The following is a 25,201-nucleotide window of genomic DNA, read 5'->3' as shown; positions in this document are numbered from 1 at the left end:
CATTACTCATACGTAATTCAGAAGCGTGGCGGCAAGTATACTACTCGAACGGGTAACGCACAAACGAAACCTGGCTCATGGCATCTTTTTCATACTTGGCTACAGCAAATTCTTGGAATCGTGCCTCGAAGTTGCTCTCACCGGGCTGTACTGCGGTTGGGAAGGGCTTGTCTTTCAGGAAGAAGTATACTTTGGTGTTGCCATACTTGGTGTGCGGCATGTAATCTCCGTAGGTCTGCATCTGCTCCCATAGCGTGTCATCTACCGTAACGGCGTACACTCGGATTACGGGTCCGGTATTGTTCTCATTGCGGTAAAAGGCTACCTCCTTAAAATCGCCTTCCAGGTCATCCACACTAGGTATGGACATAGTATCATAGATGAACCAGCCGAGGAGGGCAAGGGAGAGGGCAATGAGGATGTGTTTTAATTTCATGGGGTGAAGTATATAATTCTGCAGGTATAAACCAGCGGGGGAGGGGATTGTTTAGTGCGCGAATCAGAGATTCGCGTTTATAGGCGAGGCACGGAAGTGACTTCCGCGCCAGGTGCAGCCCTATTGGATGAAGGTGATGTGAAGACGACCTTGGCTACCAGCATAGTCTCTAGCGCTACTGTAGTACCAGTGCTCTGGCTCCTCCACAAAGCCTGCTGTAACCGGGTTTCTGTGTAAGTAGTTAAGCTTCTGTTCTACTAGGTAGTTGTTGTGCAGGAGTATGGGGTGGTAGCCAGGTTGCCAGAATTTATACTCTTCGTGCTTGCTACTTAACTCACCTGCTGATTTGATTAACCAACAAAGCCAGGGTTTCCTGCTTTCTTGTGTGTTTTGCTGAATAGCTTTGAAGAGTTCTTTGGCTGTGTACTTTTTAAAATCCCTGATGGTGTTCGCTAATGTAGGAGAAGAGCAAATCAGGTGTATGTGATTTGTCATGATGCACCAGGCGTATAGGGTTAGGTCCTTTTCCTTATGACAGTAGGCAAGACTGTTGCAAATTATTTCACAGTACTCTCGGCGGGTAAACACATCAGCCCACTGCACGACTGATATGGAGATAAAGTAGATACCATCCCTATCCTTGGTTTTATACTTTTCGCTCATGCCCTAAAGCACGTATTGTTGGAAAGTATAGTTACAGACCTGGCGCGGAAGTTACTTCCGTGCCCATATATAAGGGCGAATCTGTGATTCGCTTGGGCAGCAAAATTGGTCTACGTGAATCACAGATTCGCTTTTATAGTTCGTCACGGAGCTGAGCTCCGCGCCAGTGTAAACAAAAAATCCGCAGCTGAATCGAATCAACTGCGGATATATACTTCTAACTCCTAAACTCTCTAACTCCCCAACTCTTTAACTCCGGCAATCAGCTTCTCTAGTATGTTCTGCGCGGCCACCGAGATAATGGTACCCGGGCCAAACACGCCCACGGCACCCGCCTGGTAGAGGAAGTCGTAGTCCTGCGCCGGAATTACGCCGCCCACAATCACCAGGATATCCTCGCGGCCGAGTTTGCGGAGTTCTTCAATGAGTTGCGGCACCAGCGTTTTGTGCCCGGCAGCCAGCGAGGATACGCCTACCACGTGCACGTCGTTTTCGGCGGCTTGCATGGCTACTTCAGCCGGCGTCTGGAACAGCGGGCCAATGTCCACGTCGAAGCCGAGGTCGGCGAAGGAGGTGGCGATTACTTTGGAGCCGCGGTCGTGGCCGTCCTGGCCCATTTTGGCGACCATGATGCGCGGCCGGCGGCCTTCGAGTTCTTCAAACTGGTCGGCCATGGCTTTGGCGCGTTCGAAGTTCTCGTCGTCAGTTATTTCTGCTGAATACACTCCTGATATAGCTCTGATTACTGCTTTGTGTCTGCCGTATACTTTCTCCAGGGCGTCGGAAATCTCACCCAAGGTGGCGCGGTGGCGGGCTGCCTCCACGGACAACTCCAGCAGGTTCTCCTGCCCGGATTGCGCCGCTGCGGTTAAAGCATCGAGTGCCTTAGCTACAGCTGCTGCATTACGGGTTTCTTTTATACTTGCCAGGCGCCGCAACTGGGCTTCGCGCACGGCCGTGTTGTCGATGTCGAGAATCTCGATTTCCTGCTCCTGCGCGGGTTTATACTTGTTCACGCCCACAATGATGTCTTTGCCCGAGTCGATGCGGGCCTGCTTGCGGGCAGCGGCTTCTTCGATACGCATCTTCGGCAGGCCTGTCTCGATGGCTTTGGCCATGCCGCCCAACTCTTCCACTTCCTCAATCAGGGCCCAGGCTTTATGCGCCAGCTCGTGCGTCAGCGCCTCCACGTAATAAGAACCTCCCCAGGGGTCTACCACTTTGGTTATGTTGGTCTCCTGCTGCAGGTAAATCTGCGTGTTACGGGCAATGCGGGCAGAGAAGTCGGTTGGCAAGGCAATCGCTTCGTCCAAGGCATTGGTGTGCAGGCTTTGCGTGCCCCCCAGGGCAGCGGCCAGGGCCTCCACGCAGGTGCGGGTCACGTTGTTGAACGGGTCCTGCTCGGTTAAGCTCCAGCCGGAAGTCTGGCAGTGGGTTCTCAAGGCCAGTGATTTTGGGTTCTTCGGGTTGAATTGCTTCAGCATCTTGGCCCACAGCAAGCGGGCGGCGCGCATCTTGGCAATCTCCATAAAGTGGTTCATGCCAATGGCCCAGAAAAACGACAAGCGAGGGGCGAAATCATCGATGTCCATGCCAGCCTGCAAGCCGGTACGCACATACTCCAGGCCATCCGCCAGGGTATAAGCCAGCTCAATGTCGGCAGTGGCGCCGGCCTCCTGCATGTGGTAACCCGAAATGGAAATGGAGTTGAAGCGCGGCATCTTCTTGGAAGTATAGGCAAAGATGTCGGCGATGATTTTCATACTTGGCTCCGGTGGGTAGATGTAGGTGTTGCGCACCATAAACTCCTTCAGGATGTCGTTCTGGATAGTGCCGCTCAGCTGCTCCGGCTTCACGCCCTGCTCCTCGGCGGCCACAATGTAAAACGCCATAATGGGCAGCACGGCCCCGTTCATCGTCATCGAAACCGACATCTCATCCAGCGGAATCTGGTCGAAGAGAATCTTCATGTCCTCCACCGAGTCGATGGCTACACCGGCCTTGCCCACATCGCCCACCACGCGGGGGTGGTCGGAGTCGTAGCCGCGGTGCGTGGCCAGGTCAAAAGCTACCGAAAGGCCTTTTTGCCCGCCCGCCAGGTTGCGGCGGTAAAAGGCGTTCGACTCTTCAGCGGTAGAAAAACCGGCGTACTGGCGGATGGTCCAGGGCTTTTGCACATACATGGTGGTGTATGGCCCGCGCAGGTAAGGCGGCAAACCGGCGGCAAAATCCAGGTGCTCAAAGTGAGTAGCATCCGCTGCCGTATAAAAGCTCTTCACTTTTATCCGCTCCGGCGTTTTCCATACTTTGGCCGTGGCCGGTGCCTTAGGGCCATGCCCTGCGGCAGCTACCTTGCTGATGTCTATACTTGAGAAGTCAGGCTTCATAGTTTAATTTTGAATGAGTGATTGAGTGAATGAGTGGATAAGTCAGGCTTGCCACTTCTTCATCACTCTTATGTCTGTTTTACGTGCTTTTGGTTTCCGTAACCAGGTCGTAACGTTGTTCTATTAACGGTTTGCCAAAGGCCTCGGAAGGCTTTTCCTCCGTCAGTTTGAACCCGTAGCGCTGGTAGAGGCCAATGGCCGGCTCCTGTTCATGGGTGGTCCAGAGGTAGGCGGAAGTATAGCCTTTCTCTTTGTAAAAATCCATGCAGAGCTCCATCAGCTTTTTGCCCAAACCTATACCGCGGTACTCCGGCTCGAGTAAAAAGAACCGCAGCTGGGCCGTATTTCCAGGCCGGTGCGTGAGGCAAATGGTTCCCACGATTCGGCCCTCGTGCTCCGCCAGCCATATCCTGTCTTTATCGGGGTCGTACTGGCTGTAGAATTCGTAAAGGCTGTGGGCCACGTAGCTCTCAAACTCCAGCCCATAATTGCATTCTTCTTTGTAAATGGCACCGTGGCGGTACGTGATGTAGCCAAGGTCACCTGGTTTCAGTTCTGTTCGGAACGTAAGGTCACTCAGTTGCATATTTAATTTTGAATGAGTGGTTGAGTGAATGAGTGAATCTTTTTCAATTCATCCGCTCAATCCAAATCATTGTATTTATAGTTTGGAATAAGTGATTAAGTGTCTTTATTTACTCAATCACTCATTCAGTCATTGTTTAACTCGCGTGTTCTGAGGTAACAACCCAGCGCCCGCCGATGTTTTTCCATACTTGCGATGATACTCCGCCCATCAGTCGCTTCCCTTCTAATTCAATCTTCCAGCGGAAAATAAAGTATACCGCCTCCGCCGACACCTGCTCGATGTGCAGCGGCTCGTAGGTGTAAACGCCCATCTGGCTGCGGTCCTGGAAGTCGTGCAGGAACATCTCGTATACTTCCTGGTAGCCCTTCTCGATACCATTTTTGCTAATCCAGAGCATTTCGGGCGAGTTCCAGTAGAAGGTCATGGCTGTTTCCAGGTCGCCTTTGTTCCACGCGGAAATCTGGCCTTCCAGCGCTTGTTTAACGGCTTGCACGGCATCACCCTTAGGCATAGCAAAAGTATGGAGGGAGGTAGTGGCGGTCATCAGAAGTATAATAAAGTATGATTTAAGCATTTTTTTGGTCCTCGTCCTGGGCCAGGCGCCGTTGCACCAGCTGCAGTATCGTCGACATGTCGCAGTCCTCGAAGATGAACTCGTTGTAGCCGTTGGCCAGCATCTCGTCTTTCATGTGCTGCGGATCCTGGGCAAGTATAAGGGTTGGCTTGGCGTGGTGATTGCGGATGCGCGGGCCAAACTCCCTGATATAAGCCTCCTCCGGGGAGGATACCACCACAACCTCTGCCGCCGTGCTACTCAGCTTATCGGAGGCTTCCTGTACTGTGTCGAAGTGCTCTTGTGTCGTCTCGAAACCGGCGCAGCTGAAGAACTCCTGTGCAAAAGAGGCATTTACCTGGCGCTTCTCGCTGCTGCCGATAACGGCCACAATAGCCTTCGGACGGCGCTGGCGCTTGCGCATATGCAACTCGGTGGCCATACGCATCACTTCAGTAGGGTAGGCGGCGCGGGTCGTGTCGAACGCGGCGCTCTGGATGAGCTCCTCCGGGTCGAAGCTGAGGCGTTCTTTCGGGTTAGGGTACTTATTGGTGCCTACCAGCACCTCACGGCCGGTGGCGATGTTGCGGAACTTGCGGCGACTCACCTCGGTGATAGCGCCAAGTATAAACCCTTCGCCATATGCCTTCTCAAAACCACCCATACTTTCTACCTCCTGAAACAGCTCCCAGGCCCGTTGGGCCAAGGCCGCGGTCAGCGACTCCAGGTAATAAGAGCCGGCAGCCGGGTCGATGGCCTTGTCCAGGTAGGCCTCCTCCTTCAAGATGATGGAGACGTTGCGGGCAATCCGCTCCGAAAATTCGTCTGATTCTTTAAAGGTACTGTCGAAAGGCGTTACCGTTAGCGAGTCGCAGCCAGCGATGACGGCCGACATGGCCTCGGTGGTGGTGCGCAGCATGTTTACGTAGGGGTCGAGCGTGGTCTGGTACCAGCTGGAGGTCGTGCTGTGGATGCGCAGGCTGGCGGCCAGGGCCGGCTCCGCTTTATAGGCCTCTACTACGGCAGCCCACAACAGGCGCAGGGCGCGCAGCTTGGCAATCTCGAAGAAATAATTGGTGCCCGAGGCCATGACAAACTGCATGTTGCGCAACACCGATTCCAGCGGCTGTCCAGCGGTGGTCAGCCGGTCGGCATAGGCCACGGCAGCGCTCAGCGTATAGGCAATCTCCTGGGTAATGGAGGCGCCAATGCTGCTAAAGCTGGTGCCGTTGACGGTGATGCCGTAAAAGTCCGGGCTGTCCTTGGTCAGGTCCAGTATCTTGATGATGTCCCTGCTCTCCTCGGGGTCAATTTTGCTTTGTACTGAAATGGGGTCAAAGTTAAGGAAACCTCTCAGGTTGAGGGGTGACACGTTGCAGCGCTCCAGCTCCGCATACAGCCGCTGCAGGAAACAGTCGGGCTGCTCCTTTACCGCATAGCTAACGCTATACTTGCTCAGGTCTATCTGGCGAACCAGGTACGCCAGGTCGAACAGCTCCTGCTGGTGCACCACAAAGTAAATACCGTCGGCGCCGCGCTGCAGCGCATCCAAAGCCTTGTCGATAGCATGCTTGCCGTTGCCGCGGGCTTCCACCTGCTGCACATTCAGCCAGCTGTTGCTGCCGGTTTTGTCGCCGCGCAGAAATGGGAAATCGCCGGGCTTTTGGCTGGTAAAGGGCAGGTCGGCAATATCTTCTTTGGCGTAGTAGGGTTTTATATCGATGCCCTCGAAGGTGAGCCAGGTCAGGCTCTCGAGGGGTGTGTCGCGCAGGTCCTTGCGTGCTTTCTGTTCCCAATCAGCTTTGGAGGCAGGGCTGAACTCCGTAAACAAGGGCTGTGGGTTTTGCTGCTCGTCAGTCGTCATGCTTTAGCTCTAATTTCTTGTAAAGATAATTTATTATACTTTACGAAGTATGGCGTGCCGGCGGCTATATCGGTTTCGGCGAATACTTATTCCAGCTGCTGTATGTAGGCCTGGTAAAACAAGTAACCCACCAACAGCCATACGACCACGATGACCCCGGCCATGATATAGTTGGACCTATGCCGATGGATTTGTTCCCTTGCTTTCTGGCGGTAGTGGAGGAGCAGGTGTTCGGGGATCAGTTTAATGGAAAGCCAGATGCCCAGCGGCAGGAGCACCAGGTCGTCGAGGTAGCCAAGTATGGGGATAAAGTCGGGGATAAGGTCGATGGGACTGAAGGCGTAGGCCACCGTCAGCACAACCACCACCTTCGCCATAAAGGGCATGCGCGGATCCCGGGCGGCCAAGTATAAAGAATAAATGTCCTCCTTCAGCCGGCGCACAAACGCTTTCCATTTTTGTAGCATAGGAGGTTGTACGGAAAACAATCCAAAGGAGCAGTATACTGGGCGGCAGGCGCTATACTTTAAATATCCTGAGGGCAGCGTCGTAGTTGCCTTATGGGTATTTAAAGTATAGCGGAGTATATTAACGCTGCTCCTACCTGACAACCAGCTTACCGGTTCCTACAGGCCTTTGGCGGCTGTAGATGGTATAAAAGTATAAACCAGTGGAAAGGGAGGCTGGCTTTGTGAAGTGGTTCTTCCCTGGCTGTAGCCGCAGGGCGCCCGCCCGTTTACCGGTGGCATCATACAGGTGCACAAACATGCCGGGCATATCCGGGGCTTCCACCACAAATTTGTCGGCTACCGGGTTGGGGTAAAGTATAAACCCGGCCTTTTTCAGCTTGTCGTCAGCGGAGGTGGGTTGGGCATTTCCAACATAAACGTAGGTGAATTCCCAATCTGCGTCGTCTATATGATGGGGGTTGTCTACATGATGTAGCAGTAAAGCCGACATGGCAAGTATGTAGGCCTGTTCCCTTACTAATTCCTCTCCCGGGGCAAAAGCAACGGTAATAGCCCTGCCATCTGCTGAATCACGGGTAGTTATTTGGATAGGGGTTAGTTCTAAGGTATCAAGCTCGCTGTATAGTTTCGTTTTTACTGGGTAATCGGTGCCGGGGTGGCGGCGCATAAAATAATTCAGCTTGAGTTGTTGGCCAGGCATCAGTCTTAGAGCCCCGTTTTCGTCCAGGGCAAGTTGAGCTTTATTGAGGAGCTCCAGTTGTGGTGTCAGGCTGTATTTTGGATCTTCTACAAGAATGAATATGTCCACCAGGGTGGTTCCTTGCTCAACACCATTCCAGTGTTCCGTTATTTCTACTGCAATGGTATACATGCCGATAGTGGCAGGAGCATCCCAGTTCAACTCTCCATGCTCGTTAATGGTAAGTCCTTCTGGTATACTATAGCCTGGGATATCAGCTATACGGGGTGCGGTGATTCCTATTCCGATAGACTCACGAGTAGCTGTTTTAGGTGTCACAAGTTTATAAGTGAGCTTGTTGTTGTCGGCATCGTAGGCAGCCAGGTTGTGCCTTATTGGCTGTCCCACAAACCCATCTTTGATGGGAACACCAGCTAACCGGATGCCATGGCGATTGGGGTTCAGCGGGTTTACGTTAACGGTAGTTGAAACATAGAAACTATGTATATCCGAAGGCCCCTGAATGTTGAGAATGTTGTGGATCCTGTTTTCGCTAATCCAGGCTACAGTATAGAGGCCAGGCGTGTCATAAGTATAACTCCACTGAAAAAGCTCCACGTCTTGAAACGTGCTATACTTTGTAACCGAAGTGCGTTGGATAACTACCTCATTGCCATCCCCCATCAGCACCGTGACTTCCGGATCCTCAGCAACCGACATGTGGTTGGTGTAAACTGTTAATGTGAAGTCAAATTTTCTGGAATTTTCTGCATCCCTGATATAGCTGATGTAGCCGCTTTTGATGTGCGTAGCCTGTGTCAGCAGGGGCAGGAAGAGGAGGGCTAAGACGCTGAGTAACAATTTTGTTTTCATGAGCAGGAGAAGTTTGGGGTTGCGGATTAAGTTACATAGTATAAACGACATATGTAAGGGTAATATTGGAATATTTATAATATTTTTATCCAGGTTTTTCAACCAGGTTTATTTGTGCCGAACCTATGCAACTTGGTTCATGTTGGGGAGGCTGGTACCTTTGAGGCCAGCTACTGAATTAGAGTATGAACAAGCACTTTTTGAAAGGTCTGGCGGTGCTGGCGCTCTCGCTGAGCATAGCCGGATGCCAGCGCCCCTGGGCAGCCTCGCCCACCCTGGGCACTACCGATGTGCCGGTAGATAAAACCCTCCCCGCCGACCCGCAACTTGAGGCGCAGATTGCCCCTTACCGTGAGGAAGTAACCTTGAAAATGTCGGAAGTGGTAGGCAAAGCCCCCGCCGCGCTGGGCAAGGGAGACTATGAGTCGCCGCTGGGCAATTTTGTGGTGGACCTGCAACTGGCGCAAGCCGAGCCAATCTACGGCAAACCCATCGACCTGTCGCTGACGACCAACGGCGGCCTGCGCGTGCCGCTGCCCGAAGGTAATATTACGACCGGCAACGTGTTCGAGCTTATGCCCTTCGAAAATGAGCTGGTGGTGCTGACGCTCAAAGGCGAGACCGTGCAGCAGCTTTTCGACTATGCCGCCGAGAAAAAGTTTGCCCCCATCGGCAACGCCACCTATACGGTGCAAAACGGCAAGGCCACCGACATCGAAATCAAGGGCAAACCTTTTGATGTAAGCCAGACTTATACGTTGGTTACCTCCGATTACCTGGCCGGGGGAGGCGACAACCTGAACATGCTGAAAGAGGCGGTGCAAACCGAACGGCTGGGCCTGCTGCTCCGCGAAGCCATCCTGCTGCAGATCCGCCAGCTCACGGCGGCCGGCAAGCCTGTAACTGCCGACACCACCAAACGCGTTACCGTCCTCCCTTAAGCATACTTTAAAAATGAAAAGAAGAGATTTTCTGAAAACTACGGCAGTAGGGGCGGCTGGCATCAGTCTGCTGGGCGTTCCTTTTTCGGCAGAGGCGGCGCAAAGTATAAACCTCACCATTCTGCACACCAACGACCAGCACTCGCGCATCGACCCCTTCCCGGACGACGGCAGAAAGTATGGCGGCATGGGCGGCATGGCCCGTCGTGCCACGCTGATCGAGCAAATCCGCAAAGAAGAGCCCAACGTGCTGCTCTTCGATTGCGGCGACATCTGGCAGGGCACGCCATACTTTAACTTCTTCGGAGGGGAACTGGAGTATAAGCTCATGAGCCAGATGAAGTATGACGCAGCCACGCTCGGCAACCACGACTTCGACAACGGCCTGGAGGGGCTGGAGAAAATGCTGCCGCACGCCCGGTTCCCGTTTCTGAGCGCCAACTATGACTTCAGCAAAACCATACTTCAAAATCGCTTTGCGCCTTATAAGGTCTTTCAGAAGCAGGGGGTGCGCATCGGCGTGTTCGGATTAGGAATTGAGCTGGAAGGCCTGGTGGGCAAGAAGCAGTTTGGCGAGACAACCTACCTGGATCCCGTGGCTATTGCCCGCGAGATGGTGCAGGAGCTGCGCCAGAATCAGAAGTGTAACATGGTGGTGTGCCTTTCACACTTGGGTTACAAATATGAGGATGGCAAGATAAGCGACGTAACACTGGCCCAAGCGGTAGCGGGCATCGACCTGATCCTGGGAGGCCACACCCATACGTTTCTGGACGCGCCGGAGCTCGTGCGCCATGCCTCTGGCCACGAAACGCTTGTGAACCAGGTGGGCTGGTCTGGTATTTTCCTGGGGCGGCTCGATTTTACTTTCAGCAAAAGAACAATGCAAAAAACAGGCCTGAAAACGGCTCTTCTGCCCATCAGCAGACCTGTAACAGCTTCGTGAAAAAATAATTTTTTGTTTACAGATTATTAAGCAAATTTGTAACCCCCCGCCAGTACGAGGCGCCGTTTGTTACACGCAGCAATTCTTATGTAGATTTGGAAAATTGGATGATCAAAGACTGTTCAACTGTATGGCATAACTGTCTGCAGGCGATCAAGGAAAATATTGGCGAGCAGAGTTTTAAGACTTGGTTTGAGCCAATTAAGCCTGTATCGTTGCGCGACAGCGTGTTGACCATACAAGTGCCCAGCCAGTTCTTCTATGAGTGGCTGGAGGAGCATTATGTGCAGCTACTGAAGAAGGTTATTTACCAGGAACTGGGCAGCGAGGGGCGCCTGGAGTACTCTATTATCGTGGACAGGGGCAATGAGGTGAACAAGCCTCAGACGGTTAACATCCCAACCAAAAAGATTCCGGCGGCGGTGGTTAACTCCTACCGCCCGGAGCAGAATTTCATCAAGAGCCCGTTCGAGTCGAAGACGATTGACCGCAATTTCCTGAACTCGCAGCTGAACCCGGCCTATACATTTGAGAACTACATCGAGGGAGACTGTAACCGCCTGGCGCGCTCGGCAGGATATGCGGTGGCTAACAAGCCGGGCACCACTTCCTTTAACCCGCTCATGATTTACGGTGGCGTGGGACTGGGCAAAACGCACCTGGTGCAGGCCATCGGCAACCAGATCAAGAACAGCAACCCCGAGAAGTTTGTCCTCTACGTCTCTTCCGAGAAGTTCGTGAACCAGTTCATAGAGTCCCTGAAGACGAACAATGTGCAGGATTTCGCCAACTTCTACCTGCTGGTGGATATCCTCATCATCGACGACGTGCAGTTTTTGAGCGGCAAGGAGAAGACGCAGGAGATGTTCTTCCACATCTTCAACCACCTGCACCAGTCGGGCAAGCAGATCGTGATGACCTCCGACTGCCCGCCACGCGACCTGAAGGGGTTGGAGGAGCGCCTGCTGTCGCGCTTTAAGTGGGGCCTGACGGCCGATTTGCAGAGCCCGGACTTTGAGACGCGCATGGCCATCATCCACAAAAAGATGCAGAGCGACGGTATCGACATCCCGGACAATGTGGTGGAGTACCTGGCTTACAGCGTGGACACGAACGTACGTGAGCTGGAAGGCGTGCTGATTTCGCTCATTGCGCAGTCATCGCTTAACAGAAAAGAAATTGACCTGGAGCTTGCGAAGCAGGCCTTGAAGCATATCATTGAGGATGTGGAGACGGAGGTAAACCTCGACTTCATCCAGAAAACTGTGGCCGAGTACTTCCAGGTAAGCCTGGACTCACTCAAGGCCAAGACGCGCAAGAAAGAGATCGTGACGGCGCGCCAGGTGGCCATGTACTTTGCCAAGGAGTTTACCAGCCACTCGCTTAAGTCTATCGGTTACCACTTCGGCGGCCGCGACCACAGTACTGTGATCCACTCCGTGCAAACCGTTTCCGACCTGATCGACACAGACAAGAAGTTTAAGGCCAGCATTCAGGAACTGCAGAAGAAATTTAAATCCAAAGCCGGATAACGCATGAAGTAACTATACAGCTATATAAAAAAGCGGCGGCCATACTTTCTGAAAGTATGGCCGCCGCTTTTTTATACTTCGCCGGACGGGCTACACGTTGTTGGCCACGTTATCGGTCAACTCAAACTGGTGGGCTTCCGCCAAATCCCGGATCTTGTTCTTAATCTGGGCCAGGTCGCGCTTTTTGCGTACCTGCTTCAGGTCCAGGTATACTTGCTGGCCGTCTTTCAGCGTAAAGCGCAGCGCCAGCGGCGAGATGTGCACGGCCTTGATATCGGGTATCTGCAGGATGTGCTTGGTGCGGAAGACCCCAAACTTTTGCACAATGTACTGCGGCGTAACCTCGATGTAAGACTGCACCCCGAATATGGAGGTATTTTGCAGCATCACATAGATAAAGAAAACCAGCGCCAACCCGAAGAAAGCATAGTACAGGTAGTTTTGTTCGTAGGTGCGGTCAGCAGAGAAAAGGAGCATAGCGGCCCAGGCCATCCAGAGCAGCGTAAGTATGAGCTGCACTGTAAAAGAAAGTTTCGCATTGCGCGTGGGGCTAAGCTGCACTATCAACGACGATCGGGCGCTACTACCGGATATTGCCATTACAGGTTTTTTTCGTGAAACATAAGTGGCCTGGCACGGCCTCTCCGCAAGATAATAAATTTATTCTTTAAGCGTGGCCTGTAGCGTGATTTCCGGCACGGCGTTCAGGGCTTTGGAAACCGGGCAGCCTTTTTTGGCGTCCTGCGCCAGCTGCTGCAGTTTATCGTTGTCAAGGCCGTCTGCTTTCACCTCGGTGTTGAGCTCGATTTTAAGGATGGTCGGGGCGCCGTCCTGCTCGCCAAGCGTTACCACAGCCTGTGTGTGCACATACTCCGGCGTCAGGTTTTCCTTCTCCAGCAAGCCGCTCAGAAACATCGAGAAGCAGCCGGAGTGGGCGGCGCCGATTAGTTCCTCTGGGGAAGTTCCGCTGGTGCTGTCGCCGAAGCGGGAGGCAAAACTATACTTTGACTGGAAGGAACCGGTGGCTGATTTTACCTCTCCATCGCCGTTTTTGAGGCCTTTATTCCAGCGTGCTTCTGCTCTGTGTTTTCTCATGATTCGTGAATATTTATAGTTTTAAGTGTTTCTGTGTCATTCATACTGGATTTACGCGTTTAGGTTTATATAGTGTTAAATTAAGCCTCAGCACGCTATTCTTGCCTTCAGGTTGTGGTAATGCAGCATTATCTGGTTATCTTTACTCCCTATTAAAGCAGAAAGTATGGGTGTTAGAGCGTTGTTGAGTAAGCCTTTTGCGGCTTATGTGCACCGGCAGAACCAAATCTGGATAGAGCATTCGGCCGAGGCGCAGCAGGCCATATTTCATAAGATCATAAGCAAGGCGAAGGATACTAAGTTTGGGCGAGATCATCACTTTGCCAGTATAAAGACGCACGCCGATTATGTAAAAGCTGTTCCGGTTCGGGACTACGAGGGATTGGCAGCATACTTTAACCTGGTAAAGCAAGGGGAGCCGGATGTGCTGTGGCCGGGAAAGCCGCTGTACCTGGCCAAGACCTCCGGCACCACTTCCGGCACCAAGTACATTCCCATCTCCTCCGACTCTATTTCCAACCACATTAACGGTGCCCGCGACGCCCTGTTGGCCTACATCCACGAAACCGGTAATTCGGCCTTTCTGGACGGCAAACTGATCTTCCTGTCGGGCAGCCCGGAGCTGGAAGAGGTAGGGGGGATAAAGACCGGCCGCCTGTCAGGGATTGCCAACCACCATGTGCCGGGGTACCTGCGCACCAACCAACTGCCCAGCTACCGCACCAACTGCATTGAGGACTGGGAAACCAAGCTGGACCAGATCATCGAGGAAACCATAGACCAGAACATGACGCTGATCTCGGGTATCCCGCCCTGGGTGCAGATGTACTTTGATAAGCTGACCCGGCAGACAGGCAAACAGATAAAGGACATTTTTCCGAATTTTAAACTGTTCGTGTACGGCGGCGTGAATTTTGAGCCCTACCGCAAAAAGCTGTTCGAGTCGATTGGCCGGCAGGTGGACTCGATTGAAACGTTCCCCGCCTCAGAGGGTTTTTTTGCCTACCAAAACAGCCAAACCGACCCGGGACTTCTGTTGCTGCTGAATGCAGGCATCTTCTATGAATTTATCCCCACCAGCGAGTATTTCAGCGAAAACCCCACCCGCCTGACTATTGACCAGGTGGAGACGGGCGTGAATTATGCGCTGGTGATCAGCAGCAACGCCGGCCTCTGGAGTTACTCTATCGGCGATACCGTGAAGTTTGTGTCCGTAAAACCTTATAAGCTGGTGGTGAGCGGCCGCATCAAGCATTATATCTCGGCCTTTGGGGAGCACGTGATTGGCGAGGAGGTAGAAAAGGCAATGAAAGCAGCCATGCAGAAGTTTAAGGAGGTGGAGTTGATCGAGTTTACGGTGGCCCCTTACGTAAGCCAGGACCAGGGCGCCTCTTACCACGAGTGGCTGGTGGAGTTCTCGCAAAAGCCGCATCTCCCGGACGCCTTTGCCGATGAACTGGACAGGCAGCTGCGCAAACTCAACACCTACTACGACGACCTGATTACAGGCAATATTCTGAAACCATTGAAGCTGACCTTACTTCCAAAGGGCAGCTTCCAGAAATACATGAAATCGCAGGGAAAGCTGGGCGGCCAGAACAAGGTGCCTAGGCTGAGCAACGACCGAAAGCTGGCAGACGGCCTGCTGGAGGTGAACAGGGAAGGGTAGAATTTTGCACCGGGTCAAACCATCCTGGGCTCTAAGTATAAACCCCACCCCAACCCTCCCCTAAGAACAGGGGAGGGAGTTATACTCTATACTTTCCCTGTCATCTCGAGCTGCGCGAGAGATCTAACTGGAATTCTCTTCAGATCTCTCCCGAAGGTCGAGATGACAGTAGTGGCAGCGGCTATCGATTCTGTTCCCAGCCTTTGGGTTGAGCGCCTTCTAGATTTCCGGTTTCGCTTCAGCGAAATTGCGACCGAAGGGTAGCAAAGGAAATGTAGACAGCGCGATGCCCGAAGGCGAGGCCTCCCGGCCTAGGAGGGAGCCAAGTAGGAGATGAAACGATTAGTATGTAAGGCTGGAGGAGGAACGGAAGTTTGAAAGGATAGCTTGACTCAAGTGGAAGGAAGCAGGGGCTAGGAAAGTATAGCAGAAGCAAGTATAAAGTATGGCTCTACGAGCCAGTTGGGTTGCCCTGTCCCGAAGCATTTCGGGAAAACCCAACACCATAGGTAGGCACGGGTTACAAACCCGCCCCAGCGAGAGGTAACGGCTAATAACGGCACAAGCGGACGCTTGCACCAGAGAAAGTATAGCAGCAAGTATAAAAGTATAATATACGCGAACTTGGAAGTCCGCAGCAGAAAGGCTCCGAACACGGATGTCCGGAACAGCAAATAGCAAAGTATAAAGCGGGCAGCAGAACAGGCTGCCCGTACGCAAAAAACATAAAATGAAAAGAATCGCCATACTTGGCTCCACAGGCTCCATCGGCGTGCAGGCACTCGACGTGATTCGGGCAAACCCGGAAAGCTTTGAGCTGGAAGTCATCACCGCCCATAGCAATGCCGACCTGCTCATCCGGCAGGCGCTGGAGTTTAAGCCAAACGTTGTCGTCATTGCCCGCGAAGACCTGTATGAACAGGTGCAGGAAGCGCTGCAGCACGAGGACATTAAAGTATACGCCGGCGCCAAAGCCATCTGCTCGGTAGTGGAGATGGGTACTGTGGACATGGTGCTCACCGCCATGGTGGGTTACGCCGGACTGCTGCCAACCATACATGCCATCAAGGCAGGCAAGCAGATCGCCCTGGCCAACAAGGAAACGCTGGTGGTGGCAGGCCAACTCATCACCAACCTGGCCCGGGAGAAAGGCGTGAACATTTACCCCGTGGATTCTGAGCACAGCGCCATTTTCCAGTGCCTGGCCGGTGAGTTCCACAACCCGATCGAGAAAATCATCCTGACGGCCTCCGGTGGGCCTTTCCGTGGAAAATCCGCTGCCGAACTGGCCAATGTTACCAAGGCGCAGGCCCTCAAGCACCCGAACTGGGACATGGGCGCCAAAATCACCATTGACTCGGCTTCCCTTATGAACAAAGGCCTGGAGGTGATCGAGGCCAAGTGGCTGTTCGGGCTGCGAAACGATCAGATAGAGGTGGTGGTGCATCCGCAATCCATCATTCACTCCCTAGTACAGTTCGAGGACGGCTCCATTAAGGCGCAGCTTGGCCTGCCAGACATGAAGCTGCCGATCCAGTACGCGCTCGGCTACCCGCAGCGCCTCCGGTCCGATTTCCCCAGGTTCAGCTTTCTCGACTACCCCCAACTGACCTTTGAGCAGCCCGACCTGAAGACCTTCCGCAACCTGCAACTGGCCTTCGAGGCCATGGAGCGCGGCGGCAACATGCCTTGTATCCTGAACGCGGCTAATGAGGTGGTTGTCAGTGCGTTCCTGCGTGATGAAGTGGGTTTTCTGCAGATGTCCGACATCATCGAAAGCTGTATGGCGAAAGTTACGTATATTGCGAATCCTTCTTATGATGACTATGTTAACACAGATGAGGAGGCACGAAAACTGGCCACATTATTGTTGAACAAGTAACTTATACTTCCTGTTGCACCTGACGGCAGCGCTATAAAAACAGAAACTTTTCTTATTAGATGGATATATTGATCATGGTGGGCCAGCTGATACTGGGCCTTACAATCTTAGTTGGATTACACGAATTAGGACACATGCTGACCGCCAAGTGGTTCGGCATGCGTGTGGAAAAGTATGCAATAGGCTTCCCTCCGAAGATTTTCGGCAAAAAAATAGGTGAAACAGAGTATATGCTGGGCCTGATCCCGCTGGGCGGATTTGTGAAGATATCGGGCATGGTGGATGAGTCGATGGATACGGAAGCCCTGAAAGAAGAGCCTAAGCCCTGGGAATTCCGCGCAAAGCCGGCCTGGCAGCGCCTCATCGTGATGATGGGGGGCATTATCGTAAACGTGATCACAGGTATCGTCATCTTTATCGCCCTGACTTATTACTATGGCGAGCAGTACATCCCGGCCAAAGAAGTAAAGTATGGCGTGGTAGCCAATGAGCTGGGCCAGGAAATCGGTTTCCAGACGGGGGATAAAGTGGTGGCTGTAAACGGGAAAGAGCTGGAGCGCTTCGAGGATATCCGCTCGATGGATGCCCTGCTGGGTAACAACTCCTACTACACCGTGGAGCGAAACGGCCAGCTGGTAGATCTCAAAGTGCCCGTTAACCTGATGGATAAGCTGGCGGATAACAAAAGCCAGGTGTTTTTTGTAGAGCCACGCACGCCGTTTAAGGTGGGCCAGGTGGTGGGCGGCAGTGCTGCCTCCAAGGCAGGCCTGAAGCAGGGCGACTTCATCACGATGGTGAACGGGGAGTCCGTGAAGTTTTTCCACGAGTTTCAGGAGGCGCTGAAAGCCAATGCGGGCAAAGCCGTTACCATGACGGTGGAGCGCGACAACAAGCTGGTAAAACTGCGGGCGAATGTGAGCGAAGACGGCACGATTGGTTTCCAGGCGGTGCCGCTCCTGCAGACTGCCACCAAGCAGTATTCCCTGGGTGAGTCTATTCCAATCGGCACCAACCAGGCCTTTAGTGTAATTACAGCTAACCTGAAAGGCTTTGGCAAGATCTTCCGCGGCGAGGTTTCGGCCTCCAAGTCCCTGAGCGGCCCGATAGGCATTGCCCAAATCTTCGGCGATACTTTTAACTGGTACAAGTTCTGGAGCATTACAGGTATGCTGTCGATGGTGCTGGCCTTTATGAACTTCCTGCCTATTCCGGCGCTGGATGGTGGCCACGTGGTTTTCCTGACCTATGAGATGATCAGCGGCCGCAAGCCGTCTGATAACTTTTTGGAAAATGCCCAGAAAGTAGGGATGGTTTTATTGTTAGGCTTAATGGCATTCGCTATCTTTAACGATGTATTTAAGATAATCTTCTAACAAAGATTTTTCTCATGAATTTCATCGTACGCGTAGCTTTAGCAAACTTAATCCTCTTTGTTTTTATTGCATTAAACCAGGTATCGGCTGCACCTTTGGCTGGCCTGGAAAATATAAACCTGAACGCTGTTGCTGCCCAAAGCGACAGCGTTTACCAGGTGCAGCAAGGAGATACTTACTATAGCCTTTCCCGCCGCTTTAACATTCCGATAGACTCGCTGCAAACCTGGAACGAGCATAAACTGCAGATCGGGCAGACCCTGTACCTCTCCAACCCAAGTATAAGAAAAAAGGTAGCCGCTAAACCTGCCGTGGCCAAGGCCGCGCCTGCTGCACAGGCTCCTGCGCCTCAGGCCACGCCGGCAAAGACAACCGGCAACGCGGCACAGCCTGCTAGAACAGCTGCTCCTCAGAAAGCGGCGGAGAGTACCTCTGCCTCACCGGCTCCCGGGCCAACAACGGCGGCCTATAAAACTAAGAGCCGCATCCTGGTGGTGCCTTTCGACCCGCATTTATACTTCTCCGACGCCGACATGGAAATTGCGCGCCAGTCCAGGATACCGCTGCAGAACGTGCGGCACGTGTTCCGTGGCCGCCTGAACGCCATGATGGCACCGGATGGCTACGAAACCATCCACCTGCTGGGGGGCGTGTACCGCGACAGCGTGAGCGAACTGAGCCGCCTCTACAAATCACTTAACTATGCCTATGCCGATAACAAGCAGAGCCGGTTTAACCACCAGCCCAGCGTTAAGGAGGACAAAGGCGGCATGTTGAACTGGGTAAAAGATCAGAAGGGGAAACTGGGGATAAAAGGACAGCCTGCAGTGTTGCCCGTAGCCCAGGACCCGAACAAGCACTTTGGTGTAACGGTGAAGGATCCCAACTTCTTCAGCTACTTTAACAACCAGTACGGCATCGATTACTACGTTTTCATTAACCAGTTTGAGGTGCAGACCATCTACGAAAACTGCCTCGACCGGGCCGCCCAAAACTACCAGCGCGATTTTACGGTGCACTACAGCATCTACGACAGCAAAGGCGAGCTCGTATCGGGCAACAAAGTAAAGGTCCCCTACGAGTCCAACATTAACGACGTGAACCGCATTGTGCGCGACAGTATGCCTAACATGGCCAAGCGCGTGCTCTCCGACCTGCCAACGGCCCGTAAGTAAAGTCGATTGCAAGTATAAAGTATAAAAAAGGCTGGGTTCCTGTGGAGGGGCTCAGCCTTTTCTCATTCTCAGCTGCCGCTGCAACCAGGCCACCAGGCCGTATAGCAGAAGCGTAAGAAGCCAGCCGCTGATTAGGGTGACGATCATATGGCCGGGCTTTCGCTCCAGGTGCCTCCGCACCATCAGGTTAAACAGCAGGAAAAAATAGCCCATGGTGCCAATCAGAAGCCAGAACCAGAGCCACGCATCCATTTCCTCTTCGGGCAAGGGCTTGGCGGGCAGCAGGTGCACGTACCAAAGTATAAGTATAGTTCCTACTAAGGTACTGACGTGCTGCACCACGCGGTGCAATGCTATTTCCTCGTTGGTAAAGGGTATGCCGATGGATTCTGACAGGACAGGAAACAGGTTTACAAAGTATAAACCAGTGTGAGTAAAGCTATCCCAGAACAGGTGCGAGAAAGAACCAATCAGGGCCGATACGACGATCACCAACCAGTTGCCGCGCAGGTAGTGCAGCCAGTTTGCCGGGTAGTTTATCGCTAAGGCCCGCTGCTTAAAGTATGGCGGCAGGTATTGGATGGCCTGGTTTCGCACAAACGTATGGAAGAGCAGGCACAGGAGCAGCGTAACGGGCAGGTTAAACAGCAGCAGACCGGGCAATGTATGGCTGATGCGGCTCAGCGTCTCCAGGCGGAAAAAGTACTCGAAGTCAGGGGCGATGCTGCCCACTACCAGGGCGGTGTCAGAAAGCCAGCGGCGGCGCAGCAGCGGAAGTATGATTGCAGGGTGGGCGGCTGTAAAAGGCATAGGACTTCTGGTGTTCCCCTACAAGCTAACGCAAATTTCAGGAAGGAGGCTCAGCTTTTATACTTTCAATAAAAGTTATCGGAGGGGAACACCAGCAGAACGATGATAACAAGCAGGGTAATGGTGCCCACTACGTTATTATAGATGGCATTGTGGGTCTTCCTGGAAAATCTCCATCCTTTTTTGCCTTCGTAAAATTCGCCATACTTCCGGCGCCTGCTGCCGGTCAGTTCGCTATGCAGAAAATAGTAGAGCCAGCGGGTAGCGGCTCCCAGTCGTTCCAGCAACGAAAAGCCTGAGAAAATATCTTCTGTCATACTTGTCTCAAAGTATAAAGCTCAGATTTTGTCTACTGCAGTAGTGAAGGTGTAAACCCGCCCCTAACCCCTCCAGGGAGGGGAATTCGCGCAAGAGTAATATAATTCCCCTCCATGGAGGGGCGGGTGAATCGCAAATCAAAGTATAAAGTATGGCCGTCATACTTTAGCGTTTCAGGCAAAGTAAAGTATAAATACTCCAACTAAGTAACTTACTGCCTCAGCTTAATGATCTTGAACTCAACGCGGCGGTTAATGCGGCGGTCTTCCTCGGTTTGCTCCTCCCGGATAGGCTTGCTGCTACCGTAGCCGATGGCCTCAATGCGGTCGCTGCCGATGTTTACCTTGCGCTCGATGTAGCGCTTGATGGCATCTGCACGGTCCTGCGAGAGCACCTGGTTAAACTCTGCATCTCCGGCGCTGTCGGTATGGCCGGCAATCTCCAACAGGTAAGTAGGGTGGTCAATCAGGAAGTAAGCCACCTCATCCAGGATGGGCTCCATCTCCGGCGTAATATCCGACTGCATCGGGTCGAACTCAATGTTCTTGAACACCAGCGGGATGCTGTAGTCGATCACAGAGGTCATGAAGTCCAGCGAGGTATCGCCGCGCAGCTCCAGCTCCCGCTCGATTGTGAAGAAATCCGGGCTCTGGATAAGGATCAGGTAGCGGGCATTGTCGATGAGGTTAAACTCGAACGATCCGTCCGGGCGCACATACTTACTCGAGATCTCAATGCCATTGTCCAAATCAATCACCGACACCACTGCAGAAAGTGGCTTGTTCGTAACCGAGTCCCGCAGCGTGCCCTCCACCTTGGTTACGGCCAGCGGGTGGGCCTCCATAGGCAGCGGGAAAGAGTATAAATCCAGGTTCTGGATGTCGTTGGCCTCTGAGCGGGCATAGTATAGGTTCCTCGACTCAGCATCGATGGTGAAATAATACTCGCTGCCACGGCCGTTCACCAAAGGCCCAATGTTGCGCGGCTCCTGCCAATGCCCCCGAGACTGGTACGTTTTGTAGATGTCGAAATCGCCGAAGTGGTTGAGCTGGCCGCGCGAGCTAAAGTATAAAACCTGAAACTTGGGGTGCAGAAAAGGGCTTACCTCACTCTCGCGGGTGTTGACAACCGGCCCCAGGTTCTGCGCCGGAGCCCAGTTACCTGACTTTGTTTTATGGGTAAAGTAGATGTCGGAGAGGCCGAAACCGCCCAGCCGGTCGGAGGCAAAGTATAACGTGTCTTCGTTTTGGGAGAGGGTGGGCTGCGAGTCCCAGGCGGGGCTGTTCACATTCTGGCCCAGGTTCCGTATCTGGCCCCAGCTGCCGTCCTCCTGGCGCGTGGCCACGTAAATATCGCAGTTGCCGTAGCTGTCGGGCGCCTCGCAGCGGGCAAAGTATAGCGTCTTGCCGTCGCGGCTCAGGCAGGCAGAGCCTTCGTTGTAAATGCTGTTGATCGGCTTGCCAAACGACTGTGCCTCCTCCCAGAAGCCGTTATTTTGCTTGCTGAAGTATAAATCCTCGTTGGTACGGTTGTGCAGTCCCACCACGTTGCGCTTGGAGGTGAAGATGAGCAGCTCGTTCTCGTCGTTCAGGGTGGGGCCGTAGTCGGCGTAGGGCGAGTTGATGGCGTAACCCATGTTAAGGTACACCCCTTGCGGCGGCTTAAACGTGGCGATGGACTTGCGGTACTCCACCAGCTCGTAGTAATAGTCCAGCGGTACGTAATAGTCTTTCGTATTCTGCTCCAGCGAGTCGTAGTAAGATATGATGGTGCGCGCATCGGAGCGGTGGTGCTTGAGCACGAGGCGGTACAGGGCCTTGGCTTTTTCTGTGTTGCCCTGGCGCTCGAGCAGCTGGCCCAGGCGCCACAGCAGCTCGGTGTCCTTGTAAAAATTCTCTATCCCAAAGTTATGCACATACTCCTCCAGCAGCGGAAGCACCTTGCCGTACTGCCTGCGTTTCTCCAGCCGGTTAATCAGCGAGAGCTTTTTACGGTCGTGATAATAAGGGATTTTGTTTAAATTGGGGAAATCGAGGTGAAACTCGGAGGTTGGCTGAAGCTCTGAAACCTGGATCTTCGCTTCGGTAATTGCCTCGGGCTCTACATTGGTGATTTGCTGCGCCTGCACAGCCGCAGGCAGCAGGAACGTGAGCAGGAGATATACCAACAGGAACAAGCGTTTCATCAGCGATGTAATTTTGCCCAACGCTCAAAGATATTTATTTTGCGCTATATTATTGTAATAGTGCAGTTGGATAATGCTATTTTTTTGCGGGAAGACTAATATCCTTTTAAAGGCAGACAAATCAGCAGGGCAGCACCCTTGGCACAAGACTTGAACAATATCAGCAACGCAGGGAAACGGGGGGACTGATGCGTTTCCCTGCCAAATTGGCACTGATCTACATATGAACCAAACACTAAAGCATTTTCTTCAAAACTTACTTCTCAGTAGCGCTTCGGACGATGACGGCATGGAGCTAATACCTGTGATAACTGCTGAAATAGAGGACGATATCAAATCCGTAAACCTGCCTGACGAGCTGCCGATTCTGGCGGTGCGCAACACGGTGCTGTTTCCGGGGGTGGTGCTGCCGATTACCGTAAGCCGCAAAAAATCTGTCAAGCTGGTGCGCAAGGCGCACAGCAGCGGCAGCGTGATAGGAGTGGTGGCGCAGAAAAATACGAACTCTGACGACCCAACAGCTGAAGACCTGTACGGCGTAGGCACCGTGGCCAAGATACTCAAGATGCTGGTGCTGCCCGACGGCAACACGACCATCATCATACAAGGCCAAAGCCGCTTCAAAATCGACGAGGTTACCCAGGAAGATCCTTTCTTAACGGCTAAGGTCAGCCTTTGCGAGGAGACCCCGATGGACAAGCAGAGCCGCGAGGTGAAGGCGCTGGTGCACTCGCTCAAAGATGCGGCGGCCAAGATGCTGAAGCTGAACCCGGAAATTCCGCAGGAGGCGCAGGTGGCGCTCGACAACATCGACAGCCCAAGCTTCCTGACGCACTTCCTGTCGAGCAACCTGAACGTGGAAGTGGCCCAGAAACAGGAACTGCTGGAGGTGAACGACAGCAAGGAGCGCGGCACCCAGTTGCTGGAGCTCATGCTCCGCGAAATACAGCTGCTCGAACTGAAGCAGGAAATCCACTCTAAAGTACACACCGACCTGGATCAGCAGCAGCGCGATTATTTCCTGCGCCAGCAGATAAAAGTATTGCAGGACGAGCTGGGGCAGGAGGGACCCGACCAGGAGATCGAGCGCTTCCGCGAGCGTGCCCTGAAAAAGAAATGGCCCGAGCCGGTGGCGCAGCATTTCAAGAAGGAAATCGACAAACTGGCCCGCCTGAATCCGCAGGCCGCCGAGTACCCGGTGTCCGTCAACTACCTCGAGTTCCTGCTGGACCTGCCCTGGAACGAGTATACCAAAGATAATTTCAACCTGAAGCGCACCAAGAAAATCCTCGATGCCGACCACTACGGGCTGGAGAAGGTGAAGGAGCGCATTCTGGAGTACCTGGCTGTGCTCAAGCTCAAAAACGACATGAAGGCACCTATTCTGTGCCTGTACGGACCTCCGGGCGTGGGTAAAACCTCGCTGGGCCGTTCCATTGCCAAAGCCCTGGGCCGCAACTACGTGCGCATGTCGCTGGGCGGGGTGCGCGATGAGGCCGAGATCCGCGGGCACCGCCGTACCTACGTGGGTGCCATGCCGGGCAAGATCATCAGCCAAATTAAGAAAACGGGCTCCTCTAACCCGGTGATTATACTTGACGAAATCGATAAACTGGCTTCTGATTTCCGTGGCGACCCTTCTTCGGCCTTGCTGGAGGTGCTGGACCCGGAGCAGAACCATACGTTTATGGACAACTACCTGGACGTGGAGTACGACCTGTCGAAGGTGCTGTTCATTGCCACGGCCAACTCCCTGGAAACCATACAGCCCGCCCTGCGCGACCGTATGGAGATTATTGAATTGACCGGCTATACTTTAGAAGAGAAAACTGAGATCGCCAAGCGCCACCTGGTACCTAAGCAGGTAACCGAGCACGGGCTGGAGCCGGAAGATGTGAAGGTATCGAAAGCTACCCTGCACAAGGTGATCGAGGATTACACCCGCGAGTCGGGGGTGCGGAACCTGGAGCGTAAGATTGGGCAGCTGGTGCGCAACACGGCCAAGCAAAAGGCGATGGAGGAGAAGTATAACCCTGCGATAAAGCCGGAGGATGTGACCAAGATTCTGGGTTCGGAGATTTTCGACAAGGAGATTTACCAGGACATCGACACAGCCGGCGTGGTAACGGGCCTGGCCTGGACCTCGGTGGGCGGCGATATCCTCTTTATCGAAAGTATACTTAGCCGGGGCAAAGGCAAGCTGACGTTGTCGGGCCAGTTGGGCGACGTAATGAAAGAGTCGGCGATGACGGCGATTTCCTACTTAAAAGCGCACGCCGAGCTGCTCGACATCGACTACCGTCTCTTCGACCAGTACGACCTGCACATCCACTTCCCGGAAGGGGCCGTGCCAAAAGACGGCCCGTCGGCGGGTATCGCTATTTTCACGTCCATTGCCTCGGTGTTTACGCAGCGCAAGGTGAAATCCAGACTGGCGATGACGGGGGAGATAACGCTGCGCGGCAAAGTGCTGCCAGTGGGCGGTATCAAAGAGAAAATCCTGGCGGCCAAGCGCGCCGGCATCACCGACATTATCCTCAGCCAGAAGAACCGGAAGGACATCAACGAGATTCCGGAGCAGTACATCAAGGGGCTGCACATCCACTATGTGGACCGTGTAGATGAGGTCGTGAAAATCGCGTTGCTGAAGGAGAAAGTGAAGCATCCGCTCAAGCTGGTGGTGCGGGAAGAGAAAATTGAGAATGAGTGAGTGAGCGAATGAGTGAATCTTTCTCAACCATTTCGAACGCGAATAAGAATT

At 53.3% G+C, this 25,201-nt stretch carries 22 protein-coding genes; 8 read left to right on the top strand and 14 right to left on the bottom strand.

Going from position 1 to position 25,201, the window contains the following annotated elements; genetic code table 11:
- Positions 1-40 precede the first annotated feature (40 nt).
- The 8 genes from C8N40_RS09975 to C8N40_RS09940 form a co-directional block, all read right to left on the bottom strand.
- Positions 41-436 (bottom strand): hypothetical protein, encoded by a 396-nt coding sequence (locus C8N40_RS09975; RefSeq protein WP_108211628.1) that lies wholly within the window; start codon positions 434-436, stop codon positions 41-43.
- A 120-nt stretch (positions 437-556) separates the two neighbouring features.
- Positions 557-1,099, bottom strand: a complete 543-nt coding sequence (locus C8N40_RS09970) for an REP-associated tyrosine transposase (RefSeq protein ID WP_108211627.1) — start codon at positions 1,097-1,099, stop codon at positions 557-559.
- Between the two features lie 233 nt (positions 1,100-1,332).
- Positions 1,333-3,486, bottom strand: coding sequence for a methylmalonyl-CoA mutase (gene scpA / locus C8N40_RS09965; RefSeq protein ID WP_108211626.1), 2,154 nt, complete (start codon positions 3,484-3,486; stop codon positions 1,333-1,335).
- A 79-nt stretch (positions 3,487-3,565) separates the two neighbouring features.
- Complete coding sequence (locus tag C8N40_RS09960) at positions 3,566-4,072, bottom strand: GNAT family N-acetyltransferase (protein WP_108211625.1); 507 nt, start codon at positions 4,070-4,072, stop codon at positions 3,566-3,568.
- Between the two features lie 136 nt (positions 4,073-4,208).
- Positions 4,209-4,649, bottom strand: a complete 441-nt coding sequence (locus C8N40_RS09955) for a YybH family protein (protein ID WP_108211624.1) — start codon at positions 4,647-4,649, stop codon at positions 4,209-4,211.
- Positions 4,642-6,492 (bottom strand): methylmalonyl-CoA mutase subunit beta, encoded by a 1,851-nt coding sequence (locus C8N40_RS09950; RefSeq protein WP_108211623.1) that lies wholly within the window; start codon positions 6,490-6,492, stop codon positions 4,642-4,644. Before C8N40_RS09950 ends, C8N40_RS09955 begins: the two co-directional genes overlap by 8 nt.
- An 86-nt stretch (positions 6,493-6,578) precedes the next feature.
- Positions 6,579-6,959: a YkvA family protein gene (locus tag C8N40_RS09945; protein ID WP_108211622.1), complete on the bottom strand. Its 381-nt coding sequence runs from the start codon at positions 6,957-6,959 to the stop codon at positions 6,579-6,581.
- Positions 6,960-7,092: 133 nt separating this feature from the next.
- Complete coding sequence (locus tag C8N40_RS09940) at positions 7,093-8,514, bottom strand: T9SS type A sorting domain-containing protein (RefSeq protein WP_170114073.1); 1,422 nt, start codon at positions 8,512-8,514, stop codon at positions 7,093-7,095.
- 185 nt (positions 8,515-8,699) lie between these two features.
- Here C8N40_RS09940 and C8N40_RS09935 point away from each other — a divergent pair, with 185 nt between their 5' ends.
- The 3 genes from C8N40_RS09935 (at position 8,700) to dnaA (ending at position 11,933) form a co-directional block, all read left to right on the top strand.
- Positions 8,700-9,455, top strand: coding sequence for a 5'-nucleotidase C-terminal domain-containing protein (locus C8N40_RS09935; RefSeq protein WP_245905062.1), 756 nt, complete (start codon positions 8,700-8,702; stop codon positions 9,453-9,455).
- Between the two features lie 13 nt (positions 9,456-9,468).
- On the top strand, positions 9,469-10,401 hold the full coding sequence (locus C8N40_RS09930; RefSeq protein ID WP_108211620.1) for a bifunctional metallophosphatase/5'-nucleotidase: 933 nt from the start codon (positions 9,469-9,471) through the stop codon (positions 10,399-10,401).
- A gap of 107 nt (positions 10,402-10,508) precedes the next feature.
- Positions 10,509-11,933 (top strand): chromosomal replication initiator protein DnaA, encoded by a 1,425-nt coding sequence (gene dnaA, locus C8N40_RS09925; RefSeq protein ID WP_108211619.1) that lies wholly within the window; start codon positions 10,509-10,511, stop codon positions 11,931-11,933.
- A 90-nt stretch (positions 11,934-12,023) separates the two neighbouring features.
- Here the strand turns inward: dnaA and C8N40_RS09920 are convergent, their stop codons facing one another.
- The gene (locus C8N40_RS09920; RefSeq protein ID WP_108211618.1) at positions 12,024-12,533 is read right to left on the bottom strand and encodes a hypothetical protein; all 510 of its coding nucleotides are present in this window, start codon (positions 12,531-12,533) and stop codon (positions 12,024-12,026) included.
- 60 nt (positions 12,534-12,593) lie between these two features.
- The gene (locus C8N40_RS09915; RefSeq protein ID WP_108211617.1) at positions 12,594-13,028 is read right to left on the bottom strand and encodes an OsmC family peroxiredoxin; all 435 of its coding nucleotides are present in this window, start codon (positions 13,026-13,028) and stop codon (positions 12,594-12,596) included.
- Between the two features lie 166 nt (positions 13,029-13,194).
- On the opposite strand from C8N40_RS09915, the gene C8N40_RS09910 reads away from it, so the two are divergent.
- Positions 13,195-14,697, top strand: a complete 1,503-nt coding sequence (locus C8N40_RS09910) for a GH3 auxin-responsive promoter family protein (protein WP_108211616.1) — start codon at positions 13,195-13,197, stop codon at positions 14,695-14,697.
- Between the two features lie 413 nt (positions 14,698-15,110).
- Here the strand turns inward: C8N40_RS09910 and C8N40_RS22425 are convergent, their stop codons facing one another.
- Positions 15,111-15,371, bottom strand: coding sequence for a hypothetical protein (locus C8N40_RS22425; protein ID WP_146173546.1), 261 nt, complete (start codon positions 15,369-15,371; stop codon positions 15,111-15,113).
- Between the two features lie 56 nt (positions 15,372-15,427).
- On the opposite strand from C8N40_RS22425, the gene C8N40_RS09905 reads away from it, so the two are divergent.
- The 3 genes from C8N40_RS09905 to C8N40_RS09895 are packed head-to-tail and all read left to right on the top strand — an operon-like array spanning position 15,428 to position 19,127.
- Positions 15,428-16,579 (top strand): 1-deoxy-D-xylulose-5-phosphate reductoisomerase, encoded by a 1,152-nt coding sequence (locus tag C8N40_RS09905; RefSeq protein ID WP_108211615.1) that lies wholly within the window; start codon positions 15,428-15,430, stop codon positions 16,577-16,579.
- A gap of 59 nt (positions 16,580-16,638) precedes the next feature.
- Positions 16,639-17,952: an RIP metalloprotease RseP gene (rseP, locus tag C8N40_RS09900; RefSeq protein WP_108211614.1), complete on the top strand. Its 1,314-nt coding sequence runs from the start codon at positions 16,639-16,641 to the stop codon at positions 17,950-17,952.
- Between the two features lie 14 nt (positions 17,953-17,966).
- The gene (locus C8N40_RS09895) at positions 17,967-19,127 is read left to right on the top strand and encodes a LysM peptidoglycan-binding domain-containing protein (RefSeq protein WP_108211613.1); all 1,161 of its coding nucleotides are present in this window, start codon (positions 17,967-17,969) and stop codon (positions 19,125-19,127) included.
- 51 nt (positions 19,128-19,178) lie between these two features.
- Here the strand turns inward: C8N40_RS09895 and C8N40_RS09890 are convergent, their stop codons facing one another.
- The 3 genes from C8N40_RS09890 to C8N40_RS09880 form a co-directional block, all read right to left on the bottom strand.
- Complete coding sequence (locus C8N40_RS09890; RefSeq protein WP_108211612.1) at positions 19,179-19,937, bottom strand: DUF4184 family protein; 759 nt, start codon at positions 19,935-19,937, stop codon at positions 19,179-19,181.
- A gap of 65 nt (positions 19,938-20,002) precedes the next feature.
- Positions 20,003-20,254, bottom strand: coding sequence for a hypothetical protein (locus tag C8N40_RS09885; protein ID WP_108211611.1), 252 nt, complete (start codon positions 20,252-20,254; stop codon positions 20,003-20,005).
- Between the two features lie 212 nt (positions 20,255-20,466).
- Entirely contained in the window at positions 20,467-22,440 is a 1,974-nt protein-coding gene (locus C8N40_RS09880; protein WP_108211768.1) for an OmpA family protein, read from the bottom strand.
- A 223-nt stretch (positions 22,441-22,663) separates the two neighbouring features.
- Here C8N40_RS09880 and lon point away from each other — a divergent pair, with 223 nt between their 5' ends.
- Entirely contained in the window at positions 22,664-25,150 is a 2,487-nt protein-coding gene (gene lon, locus C8N40_RS09875; protein ID WP_108211610.1) for an endopeptidase La, read from the top strand.
- The last annotated feature ends 51 nt before the right edge of the window (positions 25,151-25,201 follow it).

Origin of the sequence: Pontibacter mucosus (assembly GCF_003054055.1) — a bacterium.
GTDB lineage: Bacteria > Bacteroidota > Bacteroidia > Cytophagales > Hymenobacteraceae > Pontibacter > Pontibacter mucosus.
This window is presented reverse-complemented; position numbering and strand designations above follow the sequence as displayed.